The organism is Pigmentiphaga aceris (assembly GCF_008119665.1).
In the GTDB taxonomy this organism is placed as follows: domain Bacteria; phylum Pseudomonadota; class Gammaproteobacteria; order Burkholderiales; family Burkholderiaceae_B; genus Pigmentiphaga; species Pigmentiphaga aceris.
On the sequence record NZ_CP043046.1, the window covers coordinates 3,960,023 to 3,983,594 of the forward strand.

19 protein-coding genes are annotated in these 23,572 nt (G+C 62.4%); 18 read left to right on the top strand and 1 reads right to left on the bottom strand.

What is annotated here, in order from left to right; translation table 11 throughout:
- Window positions 1–53 precede the first annotated feature (53 nt).
- Window positions 54–1,013 carry a DMT family transporter gene (locus FXN63_RS17150; protein ID WP_148816423.1) on the bottom strand — a complete coding sequence of 320 codons (960 nt, stop codon included), beginning with the start codon at window positions 1,011–1,013 and terminating at the stop codon, window positions 54–56.
- Window positions 1,014–1,520: 507 nt separating this feature from the next.
- Here FXN63_RS17150 and FXN63_RS17155 point away from each other — a divergent pair.
- The 18 genes from FXN63_RS17155 to FXN63_RS17240 all read left to right on the top strand — a co-directional run bounded on the left by FXN63_RS17155 (window position 1,521) and on the right by FXN63_RS17240 (window position 23,494).
- Window positions 1,521–2,519 carry a BMP family protein gene (locus tag FXN63_RS17155; protein WP_148816424.1) on the top strand — a complete coding sequence of 333 codons (999 nt, stop codon included), beginning with the start codon at window positions 1,521–1,523 and terminating at the stop codon, window positions 2,517–2,519.
- The gene (locus tag FXN63_RS17160; protein WP_148816425.1) at window positions 2,519–4,087 is read left to right on the top strand and encodes an ABC transporter ATP-binding protein; all 1,569 of its coding nucleotides are present in this window, start codon (window positions 2,519–2,521) and stop codon (window positions 4,085–4,087) included. The genes FXN63_RS17155 and FXN63_RS17160 overlap by 1 nt, the downstream gene beginning before the upstream one ends.
- Window positions 4,084–5,166, top strand: coding sequence for an ABC transporter permease (locus FXN63_RS17165; RefSeq protein ID WP_148816426.1), 1,083 nt, complete (start codon window positions 4,084–4,086; stop codon window positions 5,164–5,166). Before FXN63_RS17160 ends, FXN63_RS17165 begins: the two co-directional genes overlap by 4 nt.
- Entirely contained in the window at window positions 5,166–6,101 is a 936-nt protein-coding gene (locus tag FXN63_RS17170) for an ABC transporter permease (RefSeq protein ID WP_425468741.1), read from the top strand. Before FXN63_RS17165 ends, FXN63_RS17170 begins: the two co-directional genes overlap by 1 nt.
- 16 nt (window positions 6,102–6,117) lie before the next feature.
- Window positions 6,118–7,395 carry an amidohydrolase family protein gene (locus FXN63_RS17175; protein WP_148816428.1) on the top strand — a complete coding sequence of 426 codons (1,278 nt, stop codon included), beginning with the start codon at window positions 6,118–6,120 and terminating at the stop codon, window positions 7,393–7,395.
- Window positions 7,396–7,530: 135 nt separating this feature from the next.
- A complete protein-coding gene (upp, locus tag FXN63_RS17180) occupies window positions 7,531–8,181 on the top strand; it encodes a uracil phosphoribosyltransferase (RefSeq protein ID WP_148816429.1) in 651 nt (216 codons plus the stop codon).
- A gap of 160 nt (window positions 8,182–8,341) precedes the next feature.
- Complete coding sequence (locus FXN63_RS17185; protein WP_246164866.1) at window positions 8,342–8,719, top strand: GntR family transcriptional regulator; 378 nt, start codon at window positions 8,342–8,344, stop codon at window positions 8,717–8,719.
- A 66-nt stretch (window positions 8,720–8,785) separates the two neighbouring features.
- Window positions 8,786–9,667: an ABC transporter ATP-binding protein gene (locus tag FXN63_RS17190; RefSeq protein WP_148816431.1), complete on the top strand. Its 882-nt coding sequence runs from the start codon at window positions 8,786–8,788 to the stop codon at window positions 9,665–9,667.
- A 5-nt stretch (window positions 9,668–9,672) separates the two neighbouring features.
- A complete protein-coding gene (locus tag FXN63_RS17195) occupies window positions 9,673–11,094 on the top strand; it encodes a hypothetical protein (protein ID WP_148816432.1) in 1,422 nt (473 codons plus the stop codon).
- 265 nt (window positions 11,095–11,359) lie between these two features.
- Window positions 11,360–12,382 (top strand): Bug family tripartite tricarboxylate transporter substrate binding protein, encoded by a 1,023-nt coding sequence (locus FXN63_RS17200; RefSeq protein ID WP_148816433.1) that lies wholly within the window; start codon window positions 11,360–11,362, stop codon window positions 12,380–12,382.
- Window positions 12,383–12,648: 266 nt separating this feature from the next.
- Entirely contained in the window at window positions 12,649–14,001 is a 1,353-nt protein-coding gene (gudD, locus tag FXN63_RS17205; RefSeq protein WP_148816434.1) for a glucarate dehydratase, read from the top strand.
- A 155-nt stretch (window positions 14,002–14,156) separates the two neighbouring features.
- Window positions 14,157–15,020 carry an IclR family transcriptional regulator gene (locus FXN63_RS17210; RefSeq protein ID WP_187394930.1) on the top strand — a complete coding sequence of 288 codons (864 nt, stop codon included), beginning with the start codon at window positions 14,157–14,159 and terminating at the stop codon, window positions 15,018–15,020.
- A 130-nt stretch (window positions 15,021–15,150) separates the two neighbouring features.
- Window positions 15,151–16,323 (top strand): acetyl-CoA acetyltransferase, encoded by a 1,173-nt coding sequence (locus tag FXN63_RS17215; protein ID WP_148816436.1) that lies wholly within the window; start codon window positions 15,151–15,153, stop codon window positions 16,321–16,323.
- Window positions 16,324–16,502: 179 nt separating this feature from the next.
- Entirely contained in the window at window positions 16,503–17,300 is a 798-nt protein-coding gene (locus FXN63_RS17220) for an SDR family NAD(P)-dependent oxidoreductase (protein ID WP_148816437.1), read from the top strand.
- A gap of 1,471 nt (window positions 17,301–18,771) precedes the next feature.
- Window positions 18,772–19,806, top strand: a complete 1,035-nt coding sequence (locus tag FXN63_RS17225) for an AI-2E family transporter (RefSeq protein ID WP_148816438.1) — start codon at window positions 18,772–18,774, stop codon at window positions 19,804–19,806.
- 168 nt (window positions 19,807–19,974) lie between these two features.
- Window positions 19,975–20,463, top strand: coding sequence for a MarR family winged helix-turn-helix transcriptional regulator (locus tag FXN63_RS17230; RefSeq protein WP_148816439.1), 489 nt, complete (start codon window positions 19,975–19,977; stop codon window positions 20,461–20,463).
- A 96-nt stretch (window positions 20,464–20,559) separates the two neighbouring features.
- Entirely contained in the window at window positions 20,560–22,026 is a 1,467-nt protein-coding gene (locus tag FXN63_RS17235) for an efflux transporter outer membrane subunit (protein WP_148816440.1), read from the top strand.
- Between the two features lie 106 nt (window positions 22,027–22,132).
- Entirely contained in the window at window positions 22,133–23,494 is a 1,362-nt protein-coding gene (locus tag FXN63_RS17240) for an HlyD/EmrA/EmrK family protein (RefSeq protein ID WP_148816441.1), read from the top strand.
- Window positions 23,495–23,572: the final 78 nt, after the last annotated feature.

Genomic DNA, 23,572 nt, shown 5'->3' on the forward strand with positions numbered 1-23,572 from the left:
GCAGGCAAATGGTCTGTGACGATACACCCGCGCATGCGTGCACCACAGAAGCCTCACACCTTTTTTCGACTCAGGATGAAGATACCGACCAGCACCAATGACATGCCGGACAACTGCCAGCTGGTAATCGGCTCATCAAGCAGCCATGCCCCCAGGAACAGCGTGGACACCGGCCCCACCATGCCCATCTGCGAAGCGCTGGGCGGACCGATGCGCTGAACAGCCCACATGGTCGCGAACACCGGCGCCACCGTGCACAGCACCGCGTTCAACAAGGAATACCCATACACCTCGGGGGGTTGCTGGAACAATTTTGCGGCGGGATGGACCAGCAGGTACTGGATCACACAGGCCACGCTCGATACACACATCGCATAGGCCACCAACCGGGTGGCGCCTACGCGGGCCAGCAATTCACCCGACAGGATCAGATAGCAGGAATAGCTGACCGCCGATGCCAGCACCAGCAAAGACCCCAGCACCACTGCGCCCCCACCCAGCGAGGCGTCGTGCACGAACACCAGCAAGATGCCGCCATAGGACACGCCCAGCGCCAGCAATTCGCGCTTCGTGACCGGCCGCCGCAGCACCAGCACAGTGATCAGCACCACGATGGTGGGCGTCAGGAACAGAATCAGGCGTTCCAGGCCGGCGCTGATGTATTCCAGGCCCAGGAAGTCCAGAAAACTCGCCAGGTAATAGCCCAGCAGGCCCAGCACGATGATGCGCGCCCCATCTCTGCGGCTGAGCAGCGCGTTGCGTTTCTTCGCCCGCTGACGCTCTGCATAGGCGATCAGCAGGAAGAACGGAAACGAGAAAATCATCCGGAACGCGATCAGCGTGACCGCGTCGACGCCGTAGCGATACGTCAGCTTGGCCACGATAGCCTTGCCCGAGAACAGGATCGCCCCCAGCGCGGCCAGGCTCATGCCGATGATCAGATTGCGCCGGGACCCAGCTTGTACGGGGGGAGCGGCAGGGGATGAGGTAGGTGGGGAGGCAGGAGAAGACATCAGCAGCGGGAAATAAGGCCGGGTCGGCGGCCGTCTTGCAGATTTGCCATGCCGAGATCTGACCGAAGTATCAATCCTGCACTAAAATGGCGAGTTGCAGGAAGACAATGTGGCAGACCACCCCATGTTGGTGCATTTCTTTTCCATGCTCAAAAGCAGTGCGCGAGCCGATTTTCAGAATCGCCGACACAAGCTTGGCGCGACCTTGACACGACCCGATCTGACCATTTGGTCAGTTTTGATACGAGCCTGGCTGACAGAACCGAATTGGCAGCCTGGGCCGCTGCGCATGGCATCGAATTTGCTTTTGCGTACGGGGCGCGACTGCCGGTGAAGTCCCGGCGGCGCGTGCCGGAACAGCCCCGCTCCTGTCGTTCCGGCACCTGACCGCAGCTTGTCGCTGCACGCTTTTCGCAAGAATCGACATTCTTCCTGTTTTTGTCCGCTTCATCCGCTTTGTCCGCATCCGTTTTGTCCGATCACGTCCACATTCCAAAGGCTCACCCCATGACCACTCGCCGCACTCTGCTGTCGGCTGGCGCCGCGCTGATCGCGCTGTCCACCGGCCTGTCGCTGCCCGCATTCGCGCAGGAAAAAATCAAGGTCGCCGCCATCTACACGGTGCCCGTTGAACAGCAGTGGGTCAGCCGCATCCACAAGGCACTCGACGCAGCCAAGGCGCGCGGCGAGATCGACTACGTGTTCTCGGAAAACGTCACCAACGCCGACTACGAGCGCGTCATGCGCCAGTACGCCGAGCAAGGCAACAAGTTCATCGTGGGCGAAGCCTTCGCGGTGGAAGCTGCTGCCCGCAAGGTTGCCAAGGACTACCCGAAGACCGCCTTCCTGCTGGGTTCCTCGGGCAAGCCCCAGGCCCCCAACTTCGCGGTCTTCGACAACTACATCCAGGAACCGGCCTACTTGAGCGGCATGATCGCCGGTGGCATGAGCAAGACCAACAAGATCGGTCTGGTTGGCGGCTACCCCATCCCTGAAGTCAACCGCCTGATGCACGCCTTCATGGCCGGTGCCAAGGAAACCAACCCGAAGGCCGAATTCACGGTCAGCTTCATCGGTTCGTGGTTCGATCCCCCGAAGGCCAAGGAAGCGTCGTTCGCCATGATCGACAAGGGCGTGGACGTGCTGTATGCCGAGCGCTTCGGTGTGTCCGACGCCGCCAAGGAACGCGGCAAGCTGGCCATCGGCAATGTCGTGAACACCCAGCCGCAGTACCCGGAAACCGTGGTGGCCTCGGCACTGTGGAGCATGGAACCCACGATCAACGAAGCGCTGAAGGCCATCAAGGCAGGCACCTTCAAGGAAGCCGACTACGGCGTCTACTCGACCATGAAGCACAAGGGGTCGGAACTGGCACCGCTGGGTACCTTCGAGTCCAAGGTTCCGGCTGACCTGATCGCCAAGGTCAAGGCACGTGAACAGGAAATCCGTGACGGCAAGCTCGTCGTGGTGGTAAACGACAAAGAGCCGAAGTCGACGGCACGTTGATGACTGCACAGACTGCCCTCCTGCTTCGTGGGATCACGAAGCGCTTCGGCAGCCTGACTGCCAACGACGATATCTCGCTGACGGTGAACAGCGGCGAAGTCCTTGCCCTGCTGGGCGAGAACGGCGCCGGCAAGTCCACCCTGGTGTCTATCCTGTTCGGTCACTACGTGGCCGACGCAGGCAACATCGAGGTATTCGGCCAGCCGCTGCCGCCGGGTCGTCCAGACCTGGCGCTGGCGGCGGGTGTCGGCATGGTCCACCAGCACTTCACCCTGGCCGACAATCTGTCGGTCCTGGATAACGTGCTGGTTGGAACCGAGTCGCTGTGGCGCTGGCGCTCTGGCCGCAAGGAAGCCCAGGCGCGTATTGTCGCGCTGGGCGAACGTTTTGGTCTGGCTGTCGATCCGGACGCCCGTGTGGGTGATCTGTCGGTCGGTGAAAAACAGCGGGTCGAAATTCTGAAAGCGCTGTATCGCGGCGCGCGTATTCTGATTCTGGACGAGCCGACATCGGTCTTGACCCCGCAGGAAGTGGACGCCTTGTTCGCCACCTTGCGCGGTTTCATTGCCGAAGGTCTGGCCGTCATCTTCATTTCGCACAAGCTTGACGAAGTGATGGCGATCTCGCATCGCGTGTCCGTGCTGCGCCAGGGCAAACTGGTGGCCGAGCGCGATACCGTTGCCACCAACCCCAGCGAACTGGCCGAACTGATGGTCGGTCGCAAAGTGGAAATGCCGCGCCTGGCAGATTCCTCGGGTGCGCCTGCGTCCATGCCGGTGTTGCAGTTGAAGCAAGTCACGGTAACCGGTGGTGGTCATGGGGGCCGCGCCAGCAAGCTCGAAGCGCTGGACCTGACCGTGCATCAGCATGAAATCCTGGCGGTTGCAGGGGTTGCCGGTAATGGCCAGCAAGCATTGGTGTCGGTGCTGACCGGCATGCACGCGCCCGACAGCGGCACCATCCGCCTGGGGACCGCCTCGGAAGCAGCACCGATTGCGCCTGCCCAGTGGACCGCACGTGGCGTGGGCCGCATTCCCGAAGACCGTCACGGCGAAGGCATGATCGGTGATGCCGCGCTGTGGGAAAACGCGATTGTCGAAGACCTGCACGACCCGCGCTTTGCGCGCTTCGGCCTGATCCGGGCCGGTGCTGGCCGTGCGTGGGCCAAGACACTGGTGGAACGCTTCGACGTGCGTGCTGCCTCGCTGGATGTGCGTACGCGCAGCCTGTCGGGCGGCAACATGCAAAAACTCATTCTCGGCCGCACGTTGGCGCGCGAACCGCGCCTGATCGTGGCCGATCAACCGACCTGGGGCCTGGACATCGGGGCCGTCTCTTATGTGCACTCGCAGTTGCTTGCCGCACGCACGCGTGGGGCTGGCGTGCTGCTGATTTCCGAAGACCTGGAAGAGATCTTTGCCTTGGCCGACCGCATTGCCGTGCTGTGCGCCGGTCGCCTGGTGGCCGTGCGCCCCGCGCGCGACTGGACGCTGGCCAGCATTGGCCTGGCCATGACCGGCGTTGACCCGGCCACCATTCCGGTGGCTGATGCAGGAGCCACAGCATGATCGGCGCATGGCGTTTGGAACGCCGTACCGAACCCAGCCGCACCGCCACCGCGCTTGCGCCGCTGGCGGCCATTGCCTTCACCTTGCTGGTATGCGCGGCGCTGGTCGCCTGGGCGGGCGCACCGATCGGCCAGACCTATGCCCTGCTGTTCGATGGGGCCTTCGGTTCACGTTTCGCTATCTCGGAAACACTGACCCGTGCCACCCCGTTGATCTTGACCGGCCTGGCCTGCGCCGTGGCATTCCGGGCGCGGCTGTTCAACATCGGGGCCGAAGGTCAGTTGTACCTGGGTGCGCTGGCTGCCGTCGCGGTCGGTGGCATGCACGGCGGCGAGGCGCTGGACTGGCCCATGCCCGTGCTGTTCGCTGCCATGATGGCCGCTGCTGCGCTGGCCGGTGCCGTCTGGCTGCTGATCCCGGCCTTGATGAAAGCCAAGCTGGGTGTGGACGAAGTCGTCACCACGCTGCTGGGCAATTTCATCGTGCTGCTGATCGTGTCGATGATGCTCGATGGTCCGATGAAAGACCCGATGGCCATGGGTTGGCCACAATCGGTGGCGCTGGCATCGGACCTGGAACTCGGCAAGCTGATCGAACGCACGCGCGCCCACACCGGGCTGCTGTGGGCGGCTGGTCTGGCCGTGGTCGTGTGGCTGGTCAACCGCTACACCGTGTTCGGATTCCGCATGCGTGCCGTGGGTGCCAATGCCCACGCATCGAAATTCCTCGGCCTGCCCGTTACGCGCGTGATGATCGGAACCGCCCTGCTGTCGGGTGCCCTGGCCGGTCTGGCCGGTGCCATCGAAGTGGCCGGTCGCACCAGCTACGTCACCTTGGACATGTCGCCGGGCTACGGCTACAGCGGTGTGGTGGTGGCCATGCTGGCTGCGCTGCACCCGCTGGGTGTGGTTGCAGCCGCCGTGTTCGTGGCAGGTGTGCTGGTCGGTGCCGATAGCATGAGCCGCGCGATTGCCGTCCCCAACTACATCGCTGACGTGATCGTTGCCACCGCCTTGTTGTCCATGCTGGTCGCGATGCTGTTCTCGCAATACCGGCTGCGCCGCATGGGAGCCGCATGATGGAAACCTTGGATCTGCTTGGCAGCGCGGCCTTCTGGGTCGCCATGCTGCGTATTGCGACGCCCCTGATTCTGGGCACGCTTGGTGTGCTGTTGTGCGAACGCGCAGGCGTCTTGAACCTGGGCATCGAAGGCATCATGGTCGCCGGCGCTTTCTCGGGCTGGTTGGCCGTCTATCTGGGTGCACCGCTTCCGGTGGGCGTGCTGGTTGCAGCCGTCGTCGGTGGTCTGTTCGGCCTGCTGCATGCCGTGCTGACCGTCATGCTGGGCCTGTCGCAGCACGTGTCGGGGCTTGGCGTCACCATGCTGGCCAGCAGCTTGAGCTACTTTGCGTATCGCGTGAGCTTCCCGAAGGTGGAAACCCCACCGACCATCACGCCGTTTGCTGAAATGCACTGGTTGGACGGCATTCCCATCATCGGACCAGTGCTGGGTGGGCAAACGCCCATGACCTTGTTTGCACTGCTGGCGGTGCCGGCCATTGCCTGGCTGCTGTATCGCACGCCGGTCGGTTTGGCGCTGCGCATGGTCGGCGAAAACCCCGCTGCCGCAGAAGGCCAGGGCTTGTCGGTGACGCGTCTGCGCATTGGTGCCATCGTCGCAGGCTCTGCCTTGATGGGTGTGGCGGGCAGTTTCCTGACGCTGTCGGCCTTCAACGCCTTCTTCTTCAACATGATCAACGGCCGTGGCTGGATCTGCGTGGCGCTGGTGGTATTTGCGTCGTGGCGACCCGGCAAGGCCCTGGCAGGCGCGCTGCTGTTCGCGTTCTTCGACGCGCTGCAACTGCGCCTGCAACAGTCCTCGGGGGCATCGCTGCCCTATCAGGTCTACCTGATGATCCCCTACATCCTGTCCATCCTGGCCCTGGTGGTGATGGCGCGTCGCGCCGCCTACCCGCAGGCCCTGATGAAGCCCTATCGCAAGGGCGAACGATGATTTTCTACCAGGCAACATGATCGATACGCTTATCAAGAACGCCACCCTCGCTGACGGCCGCAAGGCCATCAGCGTGGCCATTGTCGACGGCCGCATCGATGCCGTCGGCCCCGACGCCGAATTCGCCAATGTGCAAGCGGGTCAGGTGATCGACGCGGCCGGCCAATTGCTGTCCACGCCCTTCGTTGACGCCCACTTCCACATGGACGCCACGCTCAGCTACGGGCTGCCGCGTGTGAACCAAAGCGGCACGCTGCTGGAAGGCATTGCGCTGTGGGGGGAACTCAAGCCCCTGCTGACGCAAGACGCCGTGGTCGAACGCGCACTGGCGTATTGCGATTGGGCGGTGGGCAATGGCCTGCTGGCCATCCGCAGCCACGTGGACGTCTGTGACGCCAGCCTGTTGGCGGTGGAAGCGCTGCTGCACGTCAAAAAACAGGTTGCGTCCTATCTGGACCTTCAACTGGTGGCCTTCCCGCAAGACGGCGTGCTGCGTTCGCCCGGCGCGCTGGACAACCTGAAGCGTTCGCTGGACATGGGTGTCGACGTGGTGGGTGGCATTCCCCACTTCGAACGCACTATGGCAGACGGCGCGGAATCGGTCCGCATTCTGTGCGAAATCGCGGCCGAACGCGGCCTGCGTGTGGACATGCATTGCGATGAAACCGACGACCCGATGTCGCGTCACATCGAAACCCTGTCGTACCACGCCCATCGCCTGGGCCTGTTCGACCGCGTCACCGGTTCGCACCTGACGTCCATGCATTCCATGGACAACTACTACGTGTCCAAGCTGATCCCGCTGATGGCCGAAGCACGGGTGAACGTGATCGCCAACCCGCTGATCAACATCACCATCCAGGGCCGCCACGACACCTACCCGAAGCGTCGTGGCATGACGCGCGTACCGGAATTGATGGCCGCCGGCATCAACGTGTCCTTCGGCCACGACTGTGTGCGCGACCCCTGGTATTCGCTGGGTTCCGGCGACATGCTGGACGTCGCCTTCATGGGTCTGCACGTGGGCCAGATGACCGGCCGCGATCCGATGCTGGCCTGTTTCGATGCGGTCACCCGCAACCCGGCCAAGACCATGGGCATCGAAGGCTACGGCCTGGAACCTGGCTGCAACGCCGACCTGGTGCTGTTGCAAGCCGCCGACCCGGTCGAAGCCCTGCGCCTGCGCGCCACCCGCCTGTGGGTGATGCGCCGCGGACGTATCATTGCGCATACGCCGCCTGCGGTGGCGACCCTGGACTTGCCGGGTCGTCCGTCGCGCGTCGACTGGCAGTAAGGCTGCGGTGGCGGGTTTGCTTCGACCAGCTTGCCCGGAACCACGCAGCACAATCATTACCAGCAGGTCCACGCCGTCGAGCGTAGCGCCCGGTCGGACCTGACCCACATTCATCAGAGAAAGTATCTCGCACCCATGAAAACCGATCCGCGTTTCCCCAACCTGTTCATCCTTGATCACCCGCTGATCCAGCACAAGCTGACGCACATGCGTGACAAGGACACGTCCACGCGTACCTTCCGCGAACTGCTGCGCGAAATCACGCTGTTGATGGGTTACGAGATCACGCGCGACATTCCGCTGACCACCCGCACCATCGAAACGCCCATGGTCACCATGGACGCCCCCGTCATTGCCGGCCGCAAGCTGTCGGTGGTGCCGGTGCTGCGCGCGGGCAGCGGCATGGCCGATGGCCTGCTGGAACTGGTGCCCTCGGCACGTGTGGGCCACATCGGCCTGTATCGTGGCGCGGACCACAAGCCGGTGGAATATCTGATTCGCCTACCCGAAGTCGAAGGCCGCAGCTTCATTCTGTGCGACCCGATGATCGGCACCGGCCACTCGGCTGCCTACGCGGTTGACGTGCTGAAGCAGCGCGGCGTGGCTGACAGCGACATTCAGTTCCTGGCGCTGGTGGCATCGCCCGAAGGCATGGCCGTGTTCTGCGAAAAGCACCCGAACGTGAAGATCTACGTGGCTTCGCTGGACGAGTATCTGGACGACCACGCGTACATCGTGCCGGGCCTGGGTGACGCGGGTGACCGCTTGTTCGGCACCAAGAACTGATCTGGCTTGTTGAGTGGGTTTGCCGGGTTTCCTTTACACGGACGTAGGCACGACGCCCTGCTGAACGCCTGAAAGCTGGCCTGACATCAAGTCAGGCCAGCTTTTTTTATGTCTACCACTTCGCCCTAAGTGTATTGCTATACTAATACACATGGACGCCATGAAGTTACACATCGAGCCCAGCTCGCCTGACCCGATCTACCGACAGATCGTCGGTCAGATCACCCGGATGATCGCCGCAGGGCAGTGCCCGCCAGGCACCCGCCTGCCTTCGGTGCGCGAGGTCGCCGCAGCACATGCGATCAATCCAATGACGGTATCCAAGGCCTATGCCCAGCTGGAAACCCAGCACCTGCTGGAGCGCCAGCGTGGCAAAGGCATGGTGGTGGCCGACCGCACGCAGGGGGTGACATCCATGGAAGAGCGGCTTCAGGCGCTCGACCCCGCCTTGCGCGACTTGGCCAGGCAAGCACAGGAACTCGCGCTGCCAGTCGATCAGGTGATCGATGCACTGCGCAAGCTGATGAAAGACAGCTGATAGACGAACGCGTAAGAAGAACGCACACGCAAAACGCATGAAGACAACCGACGAAAGGAATCAGGAATGACGGATGTGCCCCACCCCGCAAACTTGTTGAGCGCCGAAGGACTTGTGAAAGATTACGGCCATCACCGTGTACTTGATGAGGTGTCGCTACACGTGGAACCCGGCAGCATCGTGGGACTGGTAGGCCGTAACGGTGCGGGTAAAAGTACCTTGATCGAGTGCATGATTGGCCTGCGCATGCCGGATCGCGGCCAAGCCATACTGTTCGGCAAAGCTGCCACGAGCATTGATGACACCGACAAGTCGCGGCTGGCTTACGTGCCGCAGAAGCCTGATGGCTTCGACTGGATGACGATTGCCGGCATGCTGAACATGATCGCCAGCCTGTACTCGAATTGGGATGCACAACTGTGCGCCCGTCTGCTGAACGAATGGAAGCTGGATGGCACGCGCCGCCTGCAGGCCCTGTCGCCGGGTGAACGCCAGCAAGTCGCCATCATTCGCGCCCTGGCACCGCGCCCCAGCCTGCTGGTGCTGGATGAACCCGCATCGGCACTCGACCCCGTCGCCCGGCGCGCCCTGCTGCGTGAAGTCGTGAATCTGGTCGGCGAAAACGAGACCACCGTGCTGTTTTCCACACACCTGATCTCCGATCTGGAGCGAGTGGCCTCGCATGTTGCGGTCTTGCATGATGCTCAGTTGCGCCTGCACGCCAGCCTGGATGATGTGAAAGAAAGCTGGCGACGAGTCTGGTGGCCGGCGTCGTCGGCGCTACCGGCACAGCCCCTGCCCGGCGAACAATCACGCCGCGCGCTGGAGGCCGGCGGATGGACTCTGCTGATGCACGATGCGACAGGAACGCTGTCAGCAACATTGCCTGCCGCCGCCCAAGTACATCCGGTCAATCTCGACGACCTGTTCATGGAGGTCGCGGCATGACGGTAATGTCTTCGCAATCCATGTCTGCGCAATCAATGTCTGCGCAGTCCAAGACCACATGGCTGCGGACCATCTTGCCCGCTCCCTGGCTGAGTCTGCTGAATCTGGTGTTGTTCATTGGCGGGCTGGGCATGGCGGCTTTCATCGGCCACATGGATAACGACAGCGCCGGCCGACTCGTCTGGTTGAAAGGCTGGGCAATTGCCGCAGCAGTCTGGTGGCTATTGATGGGCACGCGCGTCTGCAGTCTGGTCTACCGCATGACGTCGTTGCGACTGCCAGGAATCAGGCGCGTTTTCTGGCGTGGTGTGTTGCTGCACCTAGCGTTCTCCGTGGGGTTGCCCGCCATGACGCTACTCGTGTGGCAGCCAGCTGGTGCAGACATGCCGGCACTGATCGCCGCCTTGTGGTTGGGATCTGCCATGGGCTTTCTGATCGTCAGCATGCCGGCTGCCGTCCCGGTCATGCCTGCACTGATCATCGGTACCAACTGGAATACGATGGCAACGCCGGTGTTCAGCTTGTTGATGGGCAGCTTCGCCATGCTGATCGCAGGCTTGGCGTGGCGATGGCACCTCGGTCCGCTCAGGTTGCCGTTCCTGGCACCGTTTGCCATGGTGATGGAAGGCATGTCGCTGGATGCATTTCGCTTTTCCAGACAGGCGTCGAAAAAACAGACAAGCCGCCAGACTCCTACGCACGCAACGCCAACCCTGGGAAATCGCGACCTGCTTGCCGCACTGCTTGGACGGGGATGCCAGACTGTCCGCCAAGCGCTTGGCCAACGTGCGCAGCTAATCACTTATCTGGTCACCGCGACTACCATCGCCGCCATGCTGTGGGCTGCTGCCTTCCTGATGGACGAGCAGGCGCGTGTCCATAACATGCCCGTGCTCGCCCTGATGGTTACCGGCCTGATGCTGGTCGCAGGTAGGCCGGCCAGCGCAATTGCACACATCCATCACGCGCGATCAGCCCAACTGGCTGAACTGATGCTGGCCCCCGGCATGCCGCCACGCGACCGTCTGGGCGGCATGTTGATGCGGCAGGTGGCGCATTGTCTGGTGGAACGCATTGCGCTGGTCAGCCTGACGGCAGCCGTCGCCCTGCACCTCGCCTACCCGGTAAGTCTGCCTTGGTTGATATGGTGGACATGCTTCAGCATGGTCGTGCTGGTGCTGGCGCTAGGCGCTGCATGGCTCGCGTCGCAAGGGCAGCGTGGTGGATGGGGGCGAGCAGGTATCAGCGCACTGCTGATGGTACTGGGCACTGCCACCAACATCTGGGTGGCGAAGAACGAGACGGCCCTGTCCATCGGTTGGCTGGCAGCCTGGGGCGGGTGGAGCATGCTGGCAGCGGCGTGGTGGTTGACGTGTTGGCGTCGCGTGAGCGGCGGACCTCGCGGCAACGCAGGTCTGGCCACATGACATACGGGATTTCAGGTGGAAACCCGCATGTCATACGACAACCTACAACACAGCACTGATTGATGAAAAAGTCAGCCCGAGCATCGGGCTATCCCCAATCGCCTATCTTGTACGACAACGTATGATTAGCGTAGCGATACGGAGTCACGAAAGATCCGGACGCCCCCACCCGACACATCGCACGGTGCCCAGACGCCGGCGGTAAATACCCAGGTGGGCGTTGCCTGCGGTATGGGCAGCGTCCATCTGGAACAGGATGCTTGCCATGAAAAAAATCGCCCTGGCTTTTTCCCCGCAGACCGCTAACCGCCTGCGTGCAGCCACCCTGGCCGCAGTCTGCGCAACCGCAGGCTTCGCTGCATCCGCGCCCGCGCTGGCACAGACCACTGACTGGCCCACCAAGAACGTCACCATCGTCGTTCCCTTCCCGCCCGGTGGCTCCACCGACGCCGTGGGTCGCGTCATGGCTCAAGGCTTGCAAACACAGCTTGGCCAAACTTTCTTGATCGACAATCGTCCGGGTGCCACCGGCACGATCGGTGCAGCCTCGGTGAAGCGCGCTGCACCCGATGGCTATACCCTGCTGTTCGCGTCGCTGGGCCCGTTTGTCATCTCGCCGCATCTGATCAAGGGCGTGGCTTACGACGCGACGAAAGACTTCGACTACATCAGCGTGCCGGTGCAGGCACCCAACGTGCTGGTCGCCAGCCCCAAGCAAACCGCACAGACGGTCGCCGACGTGATCGCGGAACTGAAGAAGCGTCCGGGTGCGGTCAGCTTCGCCAGCTCGGGCAATGGCTCGTCTGACCACCTGTCGGCAGAACTGTTCTGGCAGCAGACCGGCACGCAAGGCCTGCATGTGCCGTACAAGGGCGGCGGCCCGGCAGTCAACGACTTGCTGGGTAGCCAGGTCGACTTCTCGTTCCAGAACGTCAACACCGTGATCGCCCACCTGCGCGCCAAGTCACTGCGTCCGATCGCCGTGACCGGCCACACGCGTTCGCCCGTGCTGCCTGACGTCCCGACCCTGGCTGAAGTAGGCGTGCAAGGTGCCGAGATCTACTCGTGGCAAGGTTTCGCAGCACCCAAGGGCCTGCCGCCCGCCGTGCTGAAGAAAATTTCCGATGCCACCATTGCTACCTTCCGCGATCCGGCCATTGCCAAGCGCATGACTGACCAAGGTCTGGAAATCGTTGCCAACACGCCGGAAGAAATGACCGCCTTCCAGTCCAAGGAATCGGCCCGCTGGAAGCAACTGATCGAAACCCGCAAGATCACGGCGGACTGAGTCATCTGATGTCGTGTGCCGTGGTGCGCTGAGTGCGTGCCGCGGCATTTGGTGTTTGTTGTGCCGTGTTTTCCTGCTGGTTTTTGCTGTGATTTCTTGATCGTATGAAGTCCGTTCTTAGCCCCTTTTAGTTTTCGTCCTGCTTTTTTCGTCCCGTTCTTTTCGTTCTTTTCCTATTCGCTTATCGCCGTCGCATTGCCTTCGCGCAGCAGCCCCATCGCAGGGGCCTCTACGCAGTGTTCCACTTTCGCCAGCCGCAGCCATCTATGTCCAACACCTCCCCCCGCATCCCCGCATCCAGCCCACGCATCACCGACGTCCGAGTCATTCCGGTCGCCGGCCATGACAGCATGTTGCTCAACCTGAGCGGCGCACATGCACCGTTCTTCACGCGCAATCTGCTGCTGTTGACTGACAGCGACGGTCGCACGGGTATAGGCGAAGTGCCGGGCGGCGAAGGCATTCGGCAGACGCTGGAAGACGCGCGGCCGCTGATCGTCGGTCAAACGCTGGGTAACTACCAAAAGGTGCTGGCCGACGTGCGCCGCGAGTTCGCCCAGCGTGACCAGGGCGGACGCGGACTGCAGACCTTCGATCTGCGCATCACCATTCACGCCGTGACAGCGGTTGAAACCGCCATGCTCGACTTGCTGGGCCAATTCCTGGAAGTGCCGCTGTGCGCACTGCTGGGCGACGGTCAGCAACGCGATGCGGTCGAAATGCTGGGCTACCTGTTCTTCGTTGGCGACAGCAAGCGCACCGACCTGCCCTATCGCCGCGACGAAAACGCCGAAAACAGCTGGTTCGGCGTGCGCGACCTGGAAGCCCTGACCCCCGCAACCATCGTGCGCCAGGCTGAAGCGGCCTACGAACGTTATGGCTTCCGTGACTTCAAACTCAAGGGCGGCGTGCTGCGCGGCGAGGAAGAAGTCGAAGCCATTCGCGCCCTGCACGCCCGCTTCCCCGAAGCACGCGTCACGCTCGACCCCAATGGCGGCTGGCTGCTGAAAGACGCCATTCGCCTGTGCCGTGACTTGCATGGCGTGCTGGCCTACGCGGAAGACCCTTGCGGCGGCGAAGGCGGCTTCTCGGGCCGCGAAGTCATGGCCGAATTCCGTCGTGCCACTGGCCTGCCTACCGCCACCAACATGGTTGCCACCGACTGGCGTCAGATGGTGCACGCGATCTCGCTGCAAGCCGTCGATATCCCGCTGGCCGACCCGCACTTCTGGACCTTGCAAGGCTCGGTTCGCGTCGCCCAGCTGTGCGAATCCTTCGGCCTGACCTGGGGTTCGCATTCCAACAATCACTTCGACATCTCGCTGGCGATGTTCACCCATGCAGCCGCCGCTGCACCGGGCCGCGTGACTGCCATCGACACCCACTGGATCTGGCAGGACGGTCAAGGCCTGACGATCAACCCGCCGCAAATCATCGACGGCCACGTTGCCGTGCCGACCACACCGGGCCTGGGCGTGACCCTCGACATGGCAAAGGTCGAGCAGGCGCACCAGCTTTATCTGCAACACGGTCTGGGCGCACGCGACGACGCGATTGCCATGCAATTCCTGTCGCCGAACTGGCGCTTCGACGCCAAGCGCCCTTGCCTGGTTCGCTGAAAACCGGAGAAGAACACAGGAACTATCCAGTAAGTGCCCAATAAGTGCCAAGGGATAACCCGTAGCCAAGCCACTGAATAAGACATCCCCATGACTCACCAGGGCAAAAGTGCCGTATGGTGGCATTGATGAAATACCGCGCGCCGTGTCCCGGCATGGCACTCGGTATCATCGACGCCAACATGCAGTCCTTCGAAGAAGGGACGGCAGCCCTGGAGAGCATTAGGATGGACAAGGCAACACCCCGTAGCGCAGCTGCTGCGGGCACCCAAAGCATCGAACGCGCTATGGAAGTCCTGCGTTTCGTTGCCAGCGCACACCATCGTGGCGCGCGACTGACTGACGTCGTAGACGCACTCAAGCTAAGCAAATCCACCGCACGACGCCTGCTGGGCGCGCTGGCCCGTTCGGGCATGGTGGAACAGAATCCCGACAATAAACACTACGTACTGGGCGAAGAGGCCTGGGTGCTGGGCACCTTGGCCAATGGTCGTCAGCGCCTGCTCGACGCCGCCACCGACAGCGTCACGCGCCTGGCAAAGCTCACCGGCGACACCGCATTCCTGGTGATTCCGCGCGGCAGCTACAGCGTCTGTGTATTGCGCGAAGAAGGCTCGTACCCGATTCGTACCCATCTGCTGCAACCAGGTGGACGCCACCCCTTGGGCATCAGTGCCGCAGGCCTGGCCATTCTTGCCTCGCTGCCCGATGCCGACATGGAATCTGCGCTGCAAGCCAACGCAGCCGTCATTGCCGAACACTATCCACGTGTGCAGCTCGCACGCGTGCGCGAAATGGCTGCCCAGACGCGTCGCGACCGGGTGGCGCTCAACCCCGGCATGATCCTCGAAGGTTCGTGGGCGCTGGGTGTGGCCATCACCGATAAGCAGGGCCGCCCGATCGGCGCGTTGTCGATTGCAGCCATCGAGTCGCGCATCGTCGGTGCACGCCAGGAAAGCCTGTCGGCCCTGCTGCGCACCGAGGCCGACACCGTCATGCAACGCATCAACACCCTCTGATATGACACCGGCGTGGAAGGTATTGCGGGTCGCCGCAAGGCGTCCGCACGTCCTCTGATTACCGGCTTGTTGATTACTCCAGTTGTTGTTACCCCATTCAATACGCAATCAACCCACAAGGAAACGCACCATGACTCCCCAGGTATGCATCGCTGGTTGGGCCCACAGCCCCTTTGGCAAACACGACGCGCTGGACGTGGAAGACCTGATCCGGCTGGTGGCACAACCCGCGCTTGACGACGCGGGCGTAGAAGCGGCTCAGGTCGATGCGATTTTCCTGGGTACCTTCAACAACGGCCTGTCGCCGCAGGACTTTGGTGCAGCGCTGGTCGCCATGGCCGTCCCTGCTCTGCGCCACACCCCCGCCACCCGGCTGGAAAACGCGTGCGCAACCGGCTCGGCCGCCCTGCACGCCGCCATGCATTACATCGAATCGGGTGCCGGCAAGATCGCGCTGGTACTGGGTGTCGAGAAGATGACCGGTGTACCCAACGACAAGCTGATCGACGTGCTGCGTTCCGGTTCCTACCGCAAGGAAGAAGACCGCATCGACCACGGTTTTGCCGGTGTGTTCGGCCAGGTGGCCAGCGAGTACTTTGCCGAGCACGGTGACCAGAGCCTGGCACTTGCCACCATCGCCGCCAAGAACCACCGCAATGGCGTGCACAACCCCTACGCACAGTTCCGCCGCGACCTGGGCGTGGACTTCTGCAACACCGTGTCGGACAAGAACCCGCTGGTTGCCGCCCCGCTGCGCCGCACCGACTGCTCGCTGGTATCCGACGGTTCCGCCGCCCTGGTACTGGTCAGCGGCGATGTCGCACGCACCCTGGACAAGGCCATCAAGTTCCGCTCCACCGTGCAGGTCAACGACTTCCTGCCGTTGAGCCTGCGCAAAGACCACTACTTCGGCGGCGCATCGCAAGCCTGGAGCAAGGGCCTGAAAGAAGCTGGTGTGGGCCTGTTCGATCTGGACCTGGTCGAAACCCACGACTGCTTCACCATCGCCGAAATGCTGGAATACGAAGCCATGGGCCTGACCCCGCGCGGCAAGGGCTGGCAAGCCGCGCTGGACGGCACCACCGCCCGCGAAGGCAAGCTGCCGGTCAACCCCTCGGGCGGCCTGAAAGCCAAGGGCCACCCGCTGGGAGCCACCGGCGTATCGCTGCACGTCATGGCCGCCATGCAATTGATGCATGCCGCAGGCGACATGCAGATCCCCAATGCCACGCTGGCCGGCGTCTTCAACATGGGCGGCGCAGCCGTTGCGAACTACGTAAGCATTCTGGAACGCGCACGTTGATCGGTTGATTGGCGGGTGGTGGGTCTGTGTGTTCGGTTTTGCATGTGGATTTTGCATTTGCGTTCTGCCCGACACCGCACCCGCCACACCAACGCATTACCTGCTGCGCGACGCATCAACCTTGATCCTCGCCCGTCAGCACCTCATCAGACCATCCCATTTTTCTTCACGAGACAAGCATGAGCCTCCCCCTTGAAAATCGCGTCGCCCTGGTGTTCGGCGGCGGGTCGAACGACACCACTGGCTGGAGCAACGGCAAAGCCACCGCCATCACCTTCGCCCGCGCCGGCGCGCATGTGGTGGTTGCCGACATCAGCGGTTCGGCAGCAGAAGCCACCCGCGACGCGATTCTGGCCGAAGGATTCAAGGCCGAAGCAGCCACGGTCGACGTGACCAACTCGGCGCAAGTCAAAGCCCTGGTGGACGAACTCGCCGCGCGTCTGGGCAGCATCGATGTGTTGCACAATAACGTTGGCATCACGGCCATGGGCGGTCCGATCGAAGAGTCGGAAGAGTCGTGGCAACGTGTGATGGACGTGAATCTGAAGAGCATTTTCCTGACCTGCAAGCACGTGCTGCCGCACATGATTGCGCAAGGCAGGGGTTCGATCATCAACGTGTCGTCCTTGGCCGCTATTCGCTGGACGGGCTACCCCTATGCGTCGTATTACGCCAGCAAGGCGGGCGTGAACCAGTTCACCGTTGGCCTGGCACTGCAATACGCGGGCCAAGGTATTCGCGCCAACACCATTCTGCCGGGCATGATCAATACGCCGTTGATTTACAAGCAGATCAGCAATCAGTACGCGAGCCCCGAAGAAATGGTCGCGCAACGCGACGCGGCATGCCCGATGAAGCGCATGGGCACGGCATGGGAAATCGCAAATGCGGCGCTGTTCCTGGCGTCGGACGCATCAAGCTATATCACTGGTGTGAATCTGCCGGTTGATGGCGGGTTGTCGCTCAAGGTTTCTTGAAGGTTAGTTATTTCGGCTAGGTTGCTGTGCTGCTGGGCCGGGTGCGGTTTGCTCGTAACGGTGTGGCGGTTCTTCTGCCAGTCGCGGGTGGTGGGGCCGGCTCGCCTGCCCCGCTTGACCTTGGCGTCGGGTCTCCGCCCTCCACCTTGTCCAGAAGGGCAGCCAATCCGGCCCCACCACCCACGCCTTCAGACTTTCTTGGTTAAAAGCCAATCCCGCCTGTGGGTGAGCTGGACTTTTCTGGCTGCTTGGTGCTGGAATCGGTTCTCGGCATTTGATGGCCACCATCCTTCAATCGCTATGCGGTTGGCACGCGGGATTGGCTGGCCAGGTCGCCACGAAGAGATTTCTCCGGCTCACGATTCGGTGGGTTCTTCAGCAGCCTTTTACGGCAGCGCCACGCAAGAATATTTGCGCTTCTGCTTGGTGGTGGGGTGACACCGAAGCGGGTGGCCGCAGCATTACGGCATGCGGAGAGCGGCAGCGACGACCGTGGCGCTGGCGGCTGATTTACGTAAAACGCTTGTGCTGCGTGTTGGCGAGGCGCTTGCCATGCGGCGATAAAAAAACCACCGGAGCGTCGGCGGCTCAGCGCGCTCAACTGCGTGCGGAGAGCTGTTAGAAGCGCCTTCCACGCAAAAATTCTGACCGTCCTACAGGTCCACGATCCTGTTACTGGCGACTGATTTGATGCATGCGCTCAGCGGACCTGTGAGTGCTTTTTGAAACGCCTGGCAGCATCAGCACTTACTACCACTCATCACCGTTCTTCATCGGTCCGAACATTCTTCATCAGTCCGCACGTTCTTCACCGCGTCGAACTTTCTCTATCGCCCCGAACGTTCAACACACAGCCGTCAAAGCACCAACCTTCAGCGCCCCGCCTTTTCGTCGCATTACCTGGTGTGCGGCCATCCGCTTCCAAGTCACCCCACCATCAAGCAGACGCGCAAATTCTCTTGCGTGGCATCGCCCTGAAAGGCCCCTGATATACGGTCAGAGACGTGAGCCGCTGAGCCGCTTCGTGGCGACCTGGCCAGCCAATCCCGGGTGCCAGCCGCGTAGCGATTGAAGGATGGTGACCACCGAATGCCGAGAACCGCTAACAGCACCAAGCAGCCAGAGAAACGGCAAACGCCCAAAGGCGGGATCAGCTTTTAACCAAACGACCTTGAAGGCGTGGGTGGTGGGGCCGGGTCGGCTGCCCTTCTGGACGAGGTGGAGGGCGGGAGCCCCGACGCCAACGTCCAGCGGGGCAGCCGACCCGGCCCCACCACCCACGACTGACTCAAGAACGAAAACACCGTTACGCGCAAAACCCAACTCGCAGAAAAACCACCGCACCATCACCAACAAACCCCGTAAAACTCGTAAAGGATCTGGCAAGACCAGACAGACAAGTCCCCCACTGCGGTAAGGTCCAACAAACCGCCAAGCGCGACACCAGCACACGTACGGAAATGGCCACCCCATGCCCAACGCCCCCCAGACCGCCCAGAACGACGCCATCAACCGGCCCATCGCCATCGCCAGCTGGCTACTCGCAGCCGCCGCCCTGATACTCGTCCTGCACCTGCGCCTGCTGCTCCCCCTGCTCTGCGGCCTGCTCGTACACCAACTCGTCCGCCTCATGTCGCCGCTGCTACAGCGCCGCGTATCCGGCGAACGCGCCCGCATGATCTCCGTTGCACTCGTCGCCACCATCGTCATCGCCGCCCTCGCCATCGCCGTCGTCGCCGCCATCAGCTTCCTGCGCAGCGACGCCGGCAGCTTGCCCCACCTGCTGGGACGCCTGATGCGGGTCATCGACGAAGCCAAAACACAAGTGCCTGGCCCGCTCGTGCAATACCTGCCCACCGACGCCACCGAATTCCGCAACGACGTCATGATCTGGGCGCGCGAACACATGAGCACCCTGCGACTGGCCAGCGGCGAAGTCGTCACCGGCATCGTGCACGCCATCATCGGCATGGTGCTGGGCGGCATGGTGTCCCTGTACCAAGCTCGACCGCCGCACGAATCCGCCCCCCTGGCCGAAGCGCTGACCCTGCGCATGCGCCTGCTGGCCGACGCCTTTCATCGCGTCGTCTTCGCTCAGATCCGTATCTCACTGGTCAACACCGCACTGACTGCCGTGTTCCTGGTGGTCCTGCTGCCGCTCTTCGGGGTGCACCTGCCGCTGACCAAGACCATGATTCTGGTGACCTTCTTCGCCGGACTGCTGCCGGTGGTGGGCAACCTGATTTCCAACACGGTCGTGGTGCTGGTTGCCCTGTCCGCATCCTTGAACGTGGCGATTGCCGCACTCGCCTTCCTGGTGGCCATCCACAAGTTCGAGTACTTCCTGAACGCGCGCATCGTGGGCACCCGCATCCACGCGCATTCCTGGGAATTGCTGGCCGCCATGCTGCTGATGGAAGCCGCCTACGGGTTACCCGGCCTGGTTGCCGCACCCGTTTATTACGCCTATCTGAAAAACGAGTTGATGCGCGCACGTCTGGTTTGACGCGAAATCGGCCCCATATGGAATGCACAGACAGACTAAACAGCAGACCAAACACCAGGCGAAAGCCACCGCTGTGCCTGGATAAACAAAATTGGTCATCGCGCAACAGTTGCTGTGCAAGCAGCAATCTTTATTGACAATTACTGCATAGGCAGTAAACTTTGAGTCATGAGCCTGCCAAACGATCCTCTCCAGTCCGCCCCTTGGTGCCTGACCAACTTTCGGCCCGAAGAAAGCATTGGTTATCTGATCAAGTCGGCTTACGCCTCCATGCAGCGCGCCATCGATATCGAGGTCGCGCCCATGGATTTGACCGCAATGCAGTGGACACCACTGCTGCGCATGGCGGCTGGTCAGGCCGATACCGCTGCTGAACTGGCGCGGGTGGTTGGTATGGACACCGGCGCCATGACCCGCATGCTGGATCGCCTGGAACACAAGGGGCTGATCCGCCGCTCGCGTAGCGCCGAAGACCGTCGTGTGATCAAGCTTGAACTGACGGAAGAAGGTCGGCACAAGGCGAATCAGATTCCGCCTTTGCTGTTGAAGGTCACGGAAATGCATTTCGCCGGCTTCGATGAGAATGAACGCGAAATCATGAAAGGTCTGCTTCGTCGAATGCTGGCCAATGGAACCCCTCCCCCGGACCAGCCCTGAAAAAAGCCAGCGGTGCGAGCCGCTTTTTTTTCTACAAATAGCTGCCTAAGCAATTACAGCCCGGTCAATATAATTCAGCTAACTGTCAGAACCATCATGAAACTTCGTCTTCTGCTTATCCCCATCGTGGCCGCCGTGCTCAGCGCGTGCGCCAGCATCGACGCCGGCGCGCCACGTGCAACGGCAGTCGATCCCGCCGTGCTTGGCGCGCAACTCACGCCGGTTACCTGGCCCACTGAACAGTGGTGGCAGCGTTACGGCGATGCGCAGTTGAACGCGCTGGTGGACGAAGCGCTGACGGGCAGCCCTAGCCTGGCCGTGGCACGTGCCCGGCTGGCGCAAGCCAATGCAGCTGCCGGCCTGGCACGGGCATCAAGCGGCGGTCGTGTCACAGGCAATCTGAACGCCACCCGCCAGCGGTACACGGAAAACGGCGCGGTGCCCAAGCCCTTGGCTGGCAGTGTCGATACCGATGCCAAGCTGTCTTTGGATGCTTCGATCGACCTGGATTTCTGGAATCGCAACGGTTCGCTGCTGGATGCCGCGCTGTCACAAGCCCGCGCCGCACAGGCCCAGCAGCAAGCGGCCCGTGTGTTGATCGCTGGCACCGTGACCAGCAGCTATCTGGACTTGCAGCGTCTGTTCACCCAGCACCAGGTGTTGAGCGCAGCCATCAAGCAGCGTGAAGACTTGCTGGCCCTGACTCGCCAGCGCTTCGACGCCGGGCTGGATACGCAGGTGGAAGTCCGCCAGGCCGAATCCGAAATGGCATCTGCCCGTACCGAACGTGCGCGCCTAGATGAATCGATTGCACTGCAACGCAACCAGTTGTCGGCGTTGATCGGCGCAGCGCCTTCGCGCGGCGAAGCGGTGGTGGCTCAAGCGGTGAAGACTCCTGACACGATTGCCCCGTCTGCCATTCCGATTGACCTGCTGGGCCGTCGCGCCGATGTAGTGGCGGCGCGCTGGCGTGTCGAGGCCAGCGAACGCGACATCGATGCCGCGCACGCCAGCTTCTATCCGAACGTGAATCTGGTGGGCTTTGTCGGGCTGTCGGCGCTGGGTCTGCCCAATCTGCTGAAAAGCGGCAGCGGCATTGCCGGCATCGGCCCGGCGATCAGCCTGCCGATCTTCGATGCAGGCCGGCTCAATGCCAACTACCAGGGCAAGCGTGCAGATGCCGATCTGGCGATCGCCAACTACAACCAGACGGTGACAGATGCCGTTCACCAAGTTGCCGACACCTTGCAGTCCATGCAGTGGCTGAAAAGCCAGACCGCCGAGCAGCGCCAAGCGCGCCAGGCCATCGAAGCCGCTTATGAAATCGCGTTGAAGCGTTATCGCGCGGGTCTGGGTACCTACCTGACGGTGCTGACCGCGCAAAGCTCGGTGCTGGCCCAGCAGCGGCTGGATGCGGATCTGCAAGCGCGCGCCCTGCTGCTGGATGCCGACCTGATGCGCAATCTGGGTGGCGGCATCGATACCGGCGACTGGCCCGAAGCCCGCGCCACCCCCGAAGCCCCGGCAGCCCCGCAAGACGTGGCGAGCGCAGCACCGCGTTGACGACGCGCCGAGCACTGCCATTGCTCACTGCCCTTGCTTCTTGCGCCGCCCATGACCAAACACCTTCCGGCCCGCCGCCGGGACGAATGACAGAAAGGTAACCACGATGTCCAGCAACCCCAACTCGGCTACGACCTCCCCCGCTGCTGCACCCACGCCTGCCGCAGCCCCCGCTTCGCCCAAACGCAAGTTTCTGATGCTGTCCTTCGGTGCTCTGGTGGTGCTGGGCGCAGTTGGCTACGGCATGTGGTGGAATCAGGTAGCGCGCTATCACGAAGGCACCGACGACGCCTATGTTCAAGGCAATCTGGTGCAGATCACGCCGCAGATCGCCGGCACGGTCGTGTCTATTCACGCCGACGACACCGACTTCGTGAAAGCCGGCACGCCGCTGGTCGATCTGGATCGTGCCGACAGCCAGATCGCGCTCGATCAGGCTCGTGCGAACTTGGCCCAGACCGTGCGCCAGGTTCGCACGCTGTACACCGGCAACGGTGCCTTGGCGGCGACCATCGATGTGCGCAATACCGAAATCAAGCGTGCTCAGACCGAACTCACCCGCGCCCAGGCCGACTTGAAGCGTCGTCAGGAATTGGGCAGTTCGGGTGCAGTCAGCGGCGAAGAACTGCTGCATGCGCAAAGCGCGGTCGACACCGCACGCGCCGCTCTGACCGCGTCGCAGGCTGGCTTGGTGGGTGCCCGTGAACAACTGGCATCGAACACCGCGCTGACTGATGGCACGCGTGTGGAAGACCACCCGAATGTGATGCTGGCTGCGTCCAAGGTGCGTGAAGCCTATCTGAACTGGTCACGCACGGAATTGCCCTCGCCGGTGTCTGGCTACGTCGCCAAGCGCGCCGTGCAGCTGGGCCAGCGCGTGGCTCCGGGCGGCACGATGATGTCGATTGTTCCGCTTGACCAGGTATGGGTGGACGCCAACTTCAAGGAAGTGCAGCTGCGCAATATGCGCATCGGCCAACCGGTGAAGCTGGTTGCCGACCTGTACGGCGACAAGGTGGAATACCACGGCACCATCGCCGGGCTGGCAGCAGGAACTGGCAGCGCGTTTTCCCTGCTGCCTGCGCAAAACGCCACCGGCAACTGGATCAAGATCGTGCAACGCCTGCCGGTGCGCATCGCGCTGGACCCGAAGGAAATCGCCGCGAACCCGCTGCGCGTGGGCTTGTCGATGACGGTGGAGGTGAACATCACGGACACCTCTGGCCCCACTCTGGCGCAAGGCAAGCGCAGTGCGCCCGCCTACGCCACCCAGGCCTTCGACAGCGTGTCGCCTGAGGCCGAACGCCTGGTCAGCGAAACCATCGCCGCCAATCTGGGCAACGCGCCAGTTGCCGCATCACAAGCCGGCCCGTCCACCGCATTGACACGCGCCCCCGTAAGCAAGGCGGCATCGGCACAGCATCAATCTGGCAAGACGCCGTCACTTGCGGCCAATCGCCAGGGTTGACTGCGAGGTCGATCCGTTATTGGTATCAAGCTGGGTACCAAATTCGGCACCCAGCTCAGCACCGAGCCGCCGTTTTGC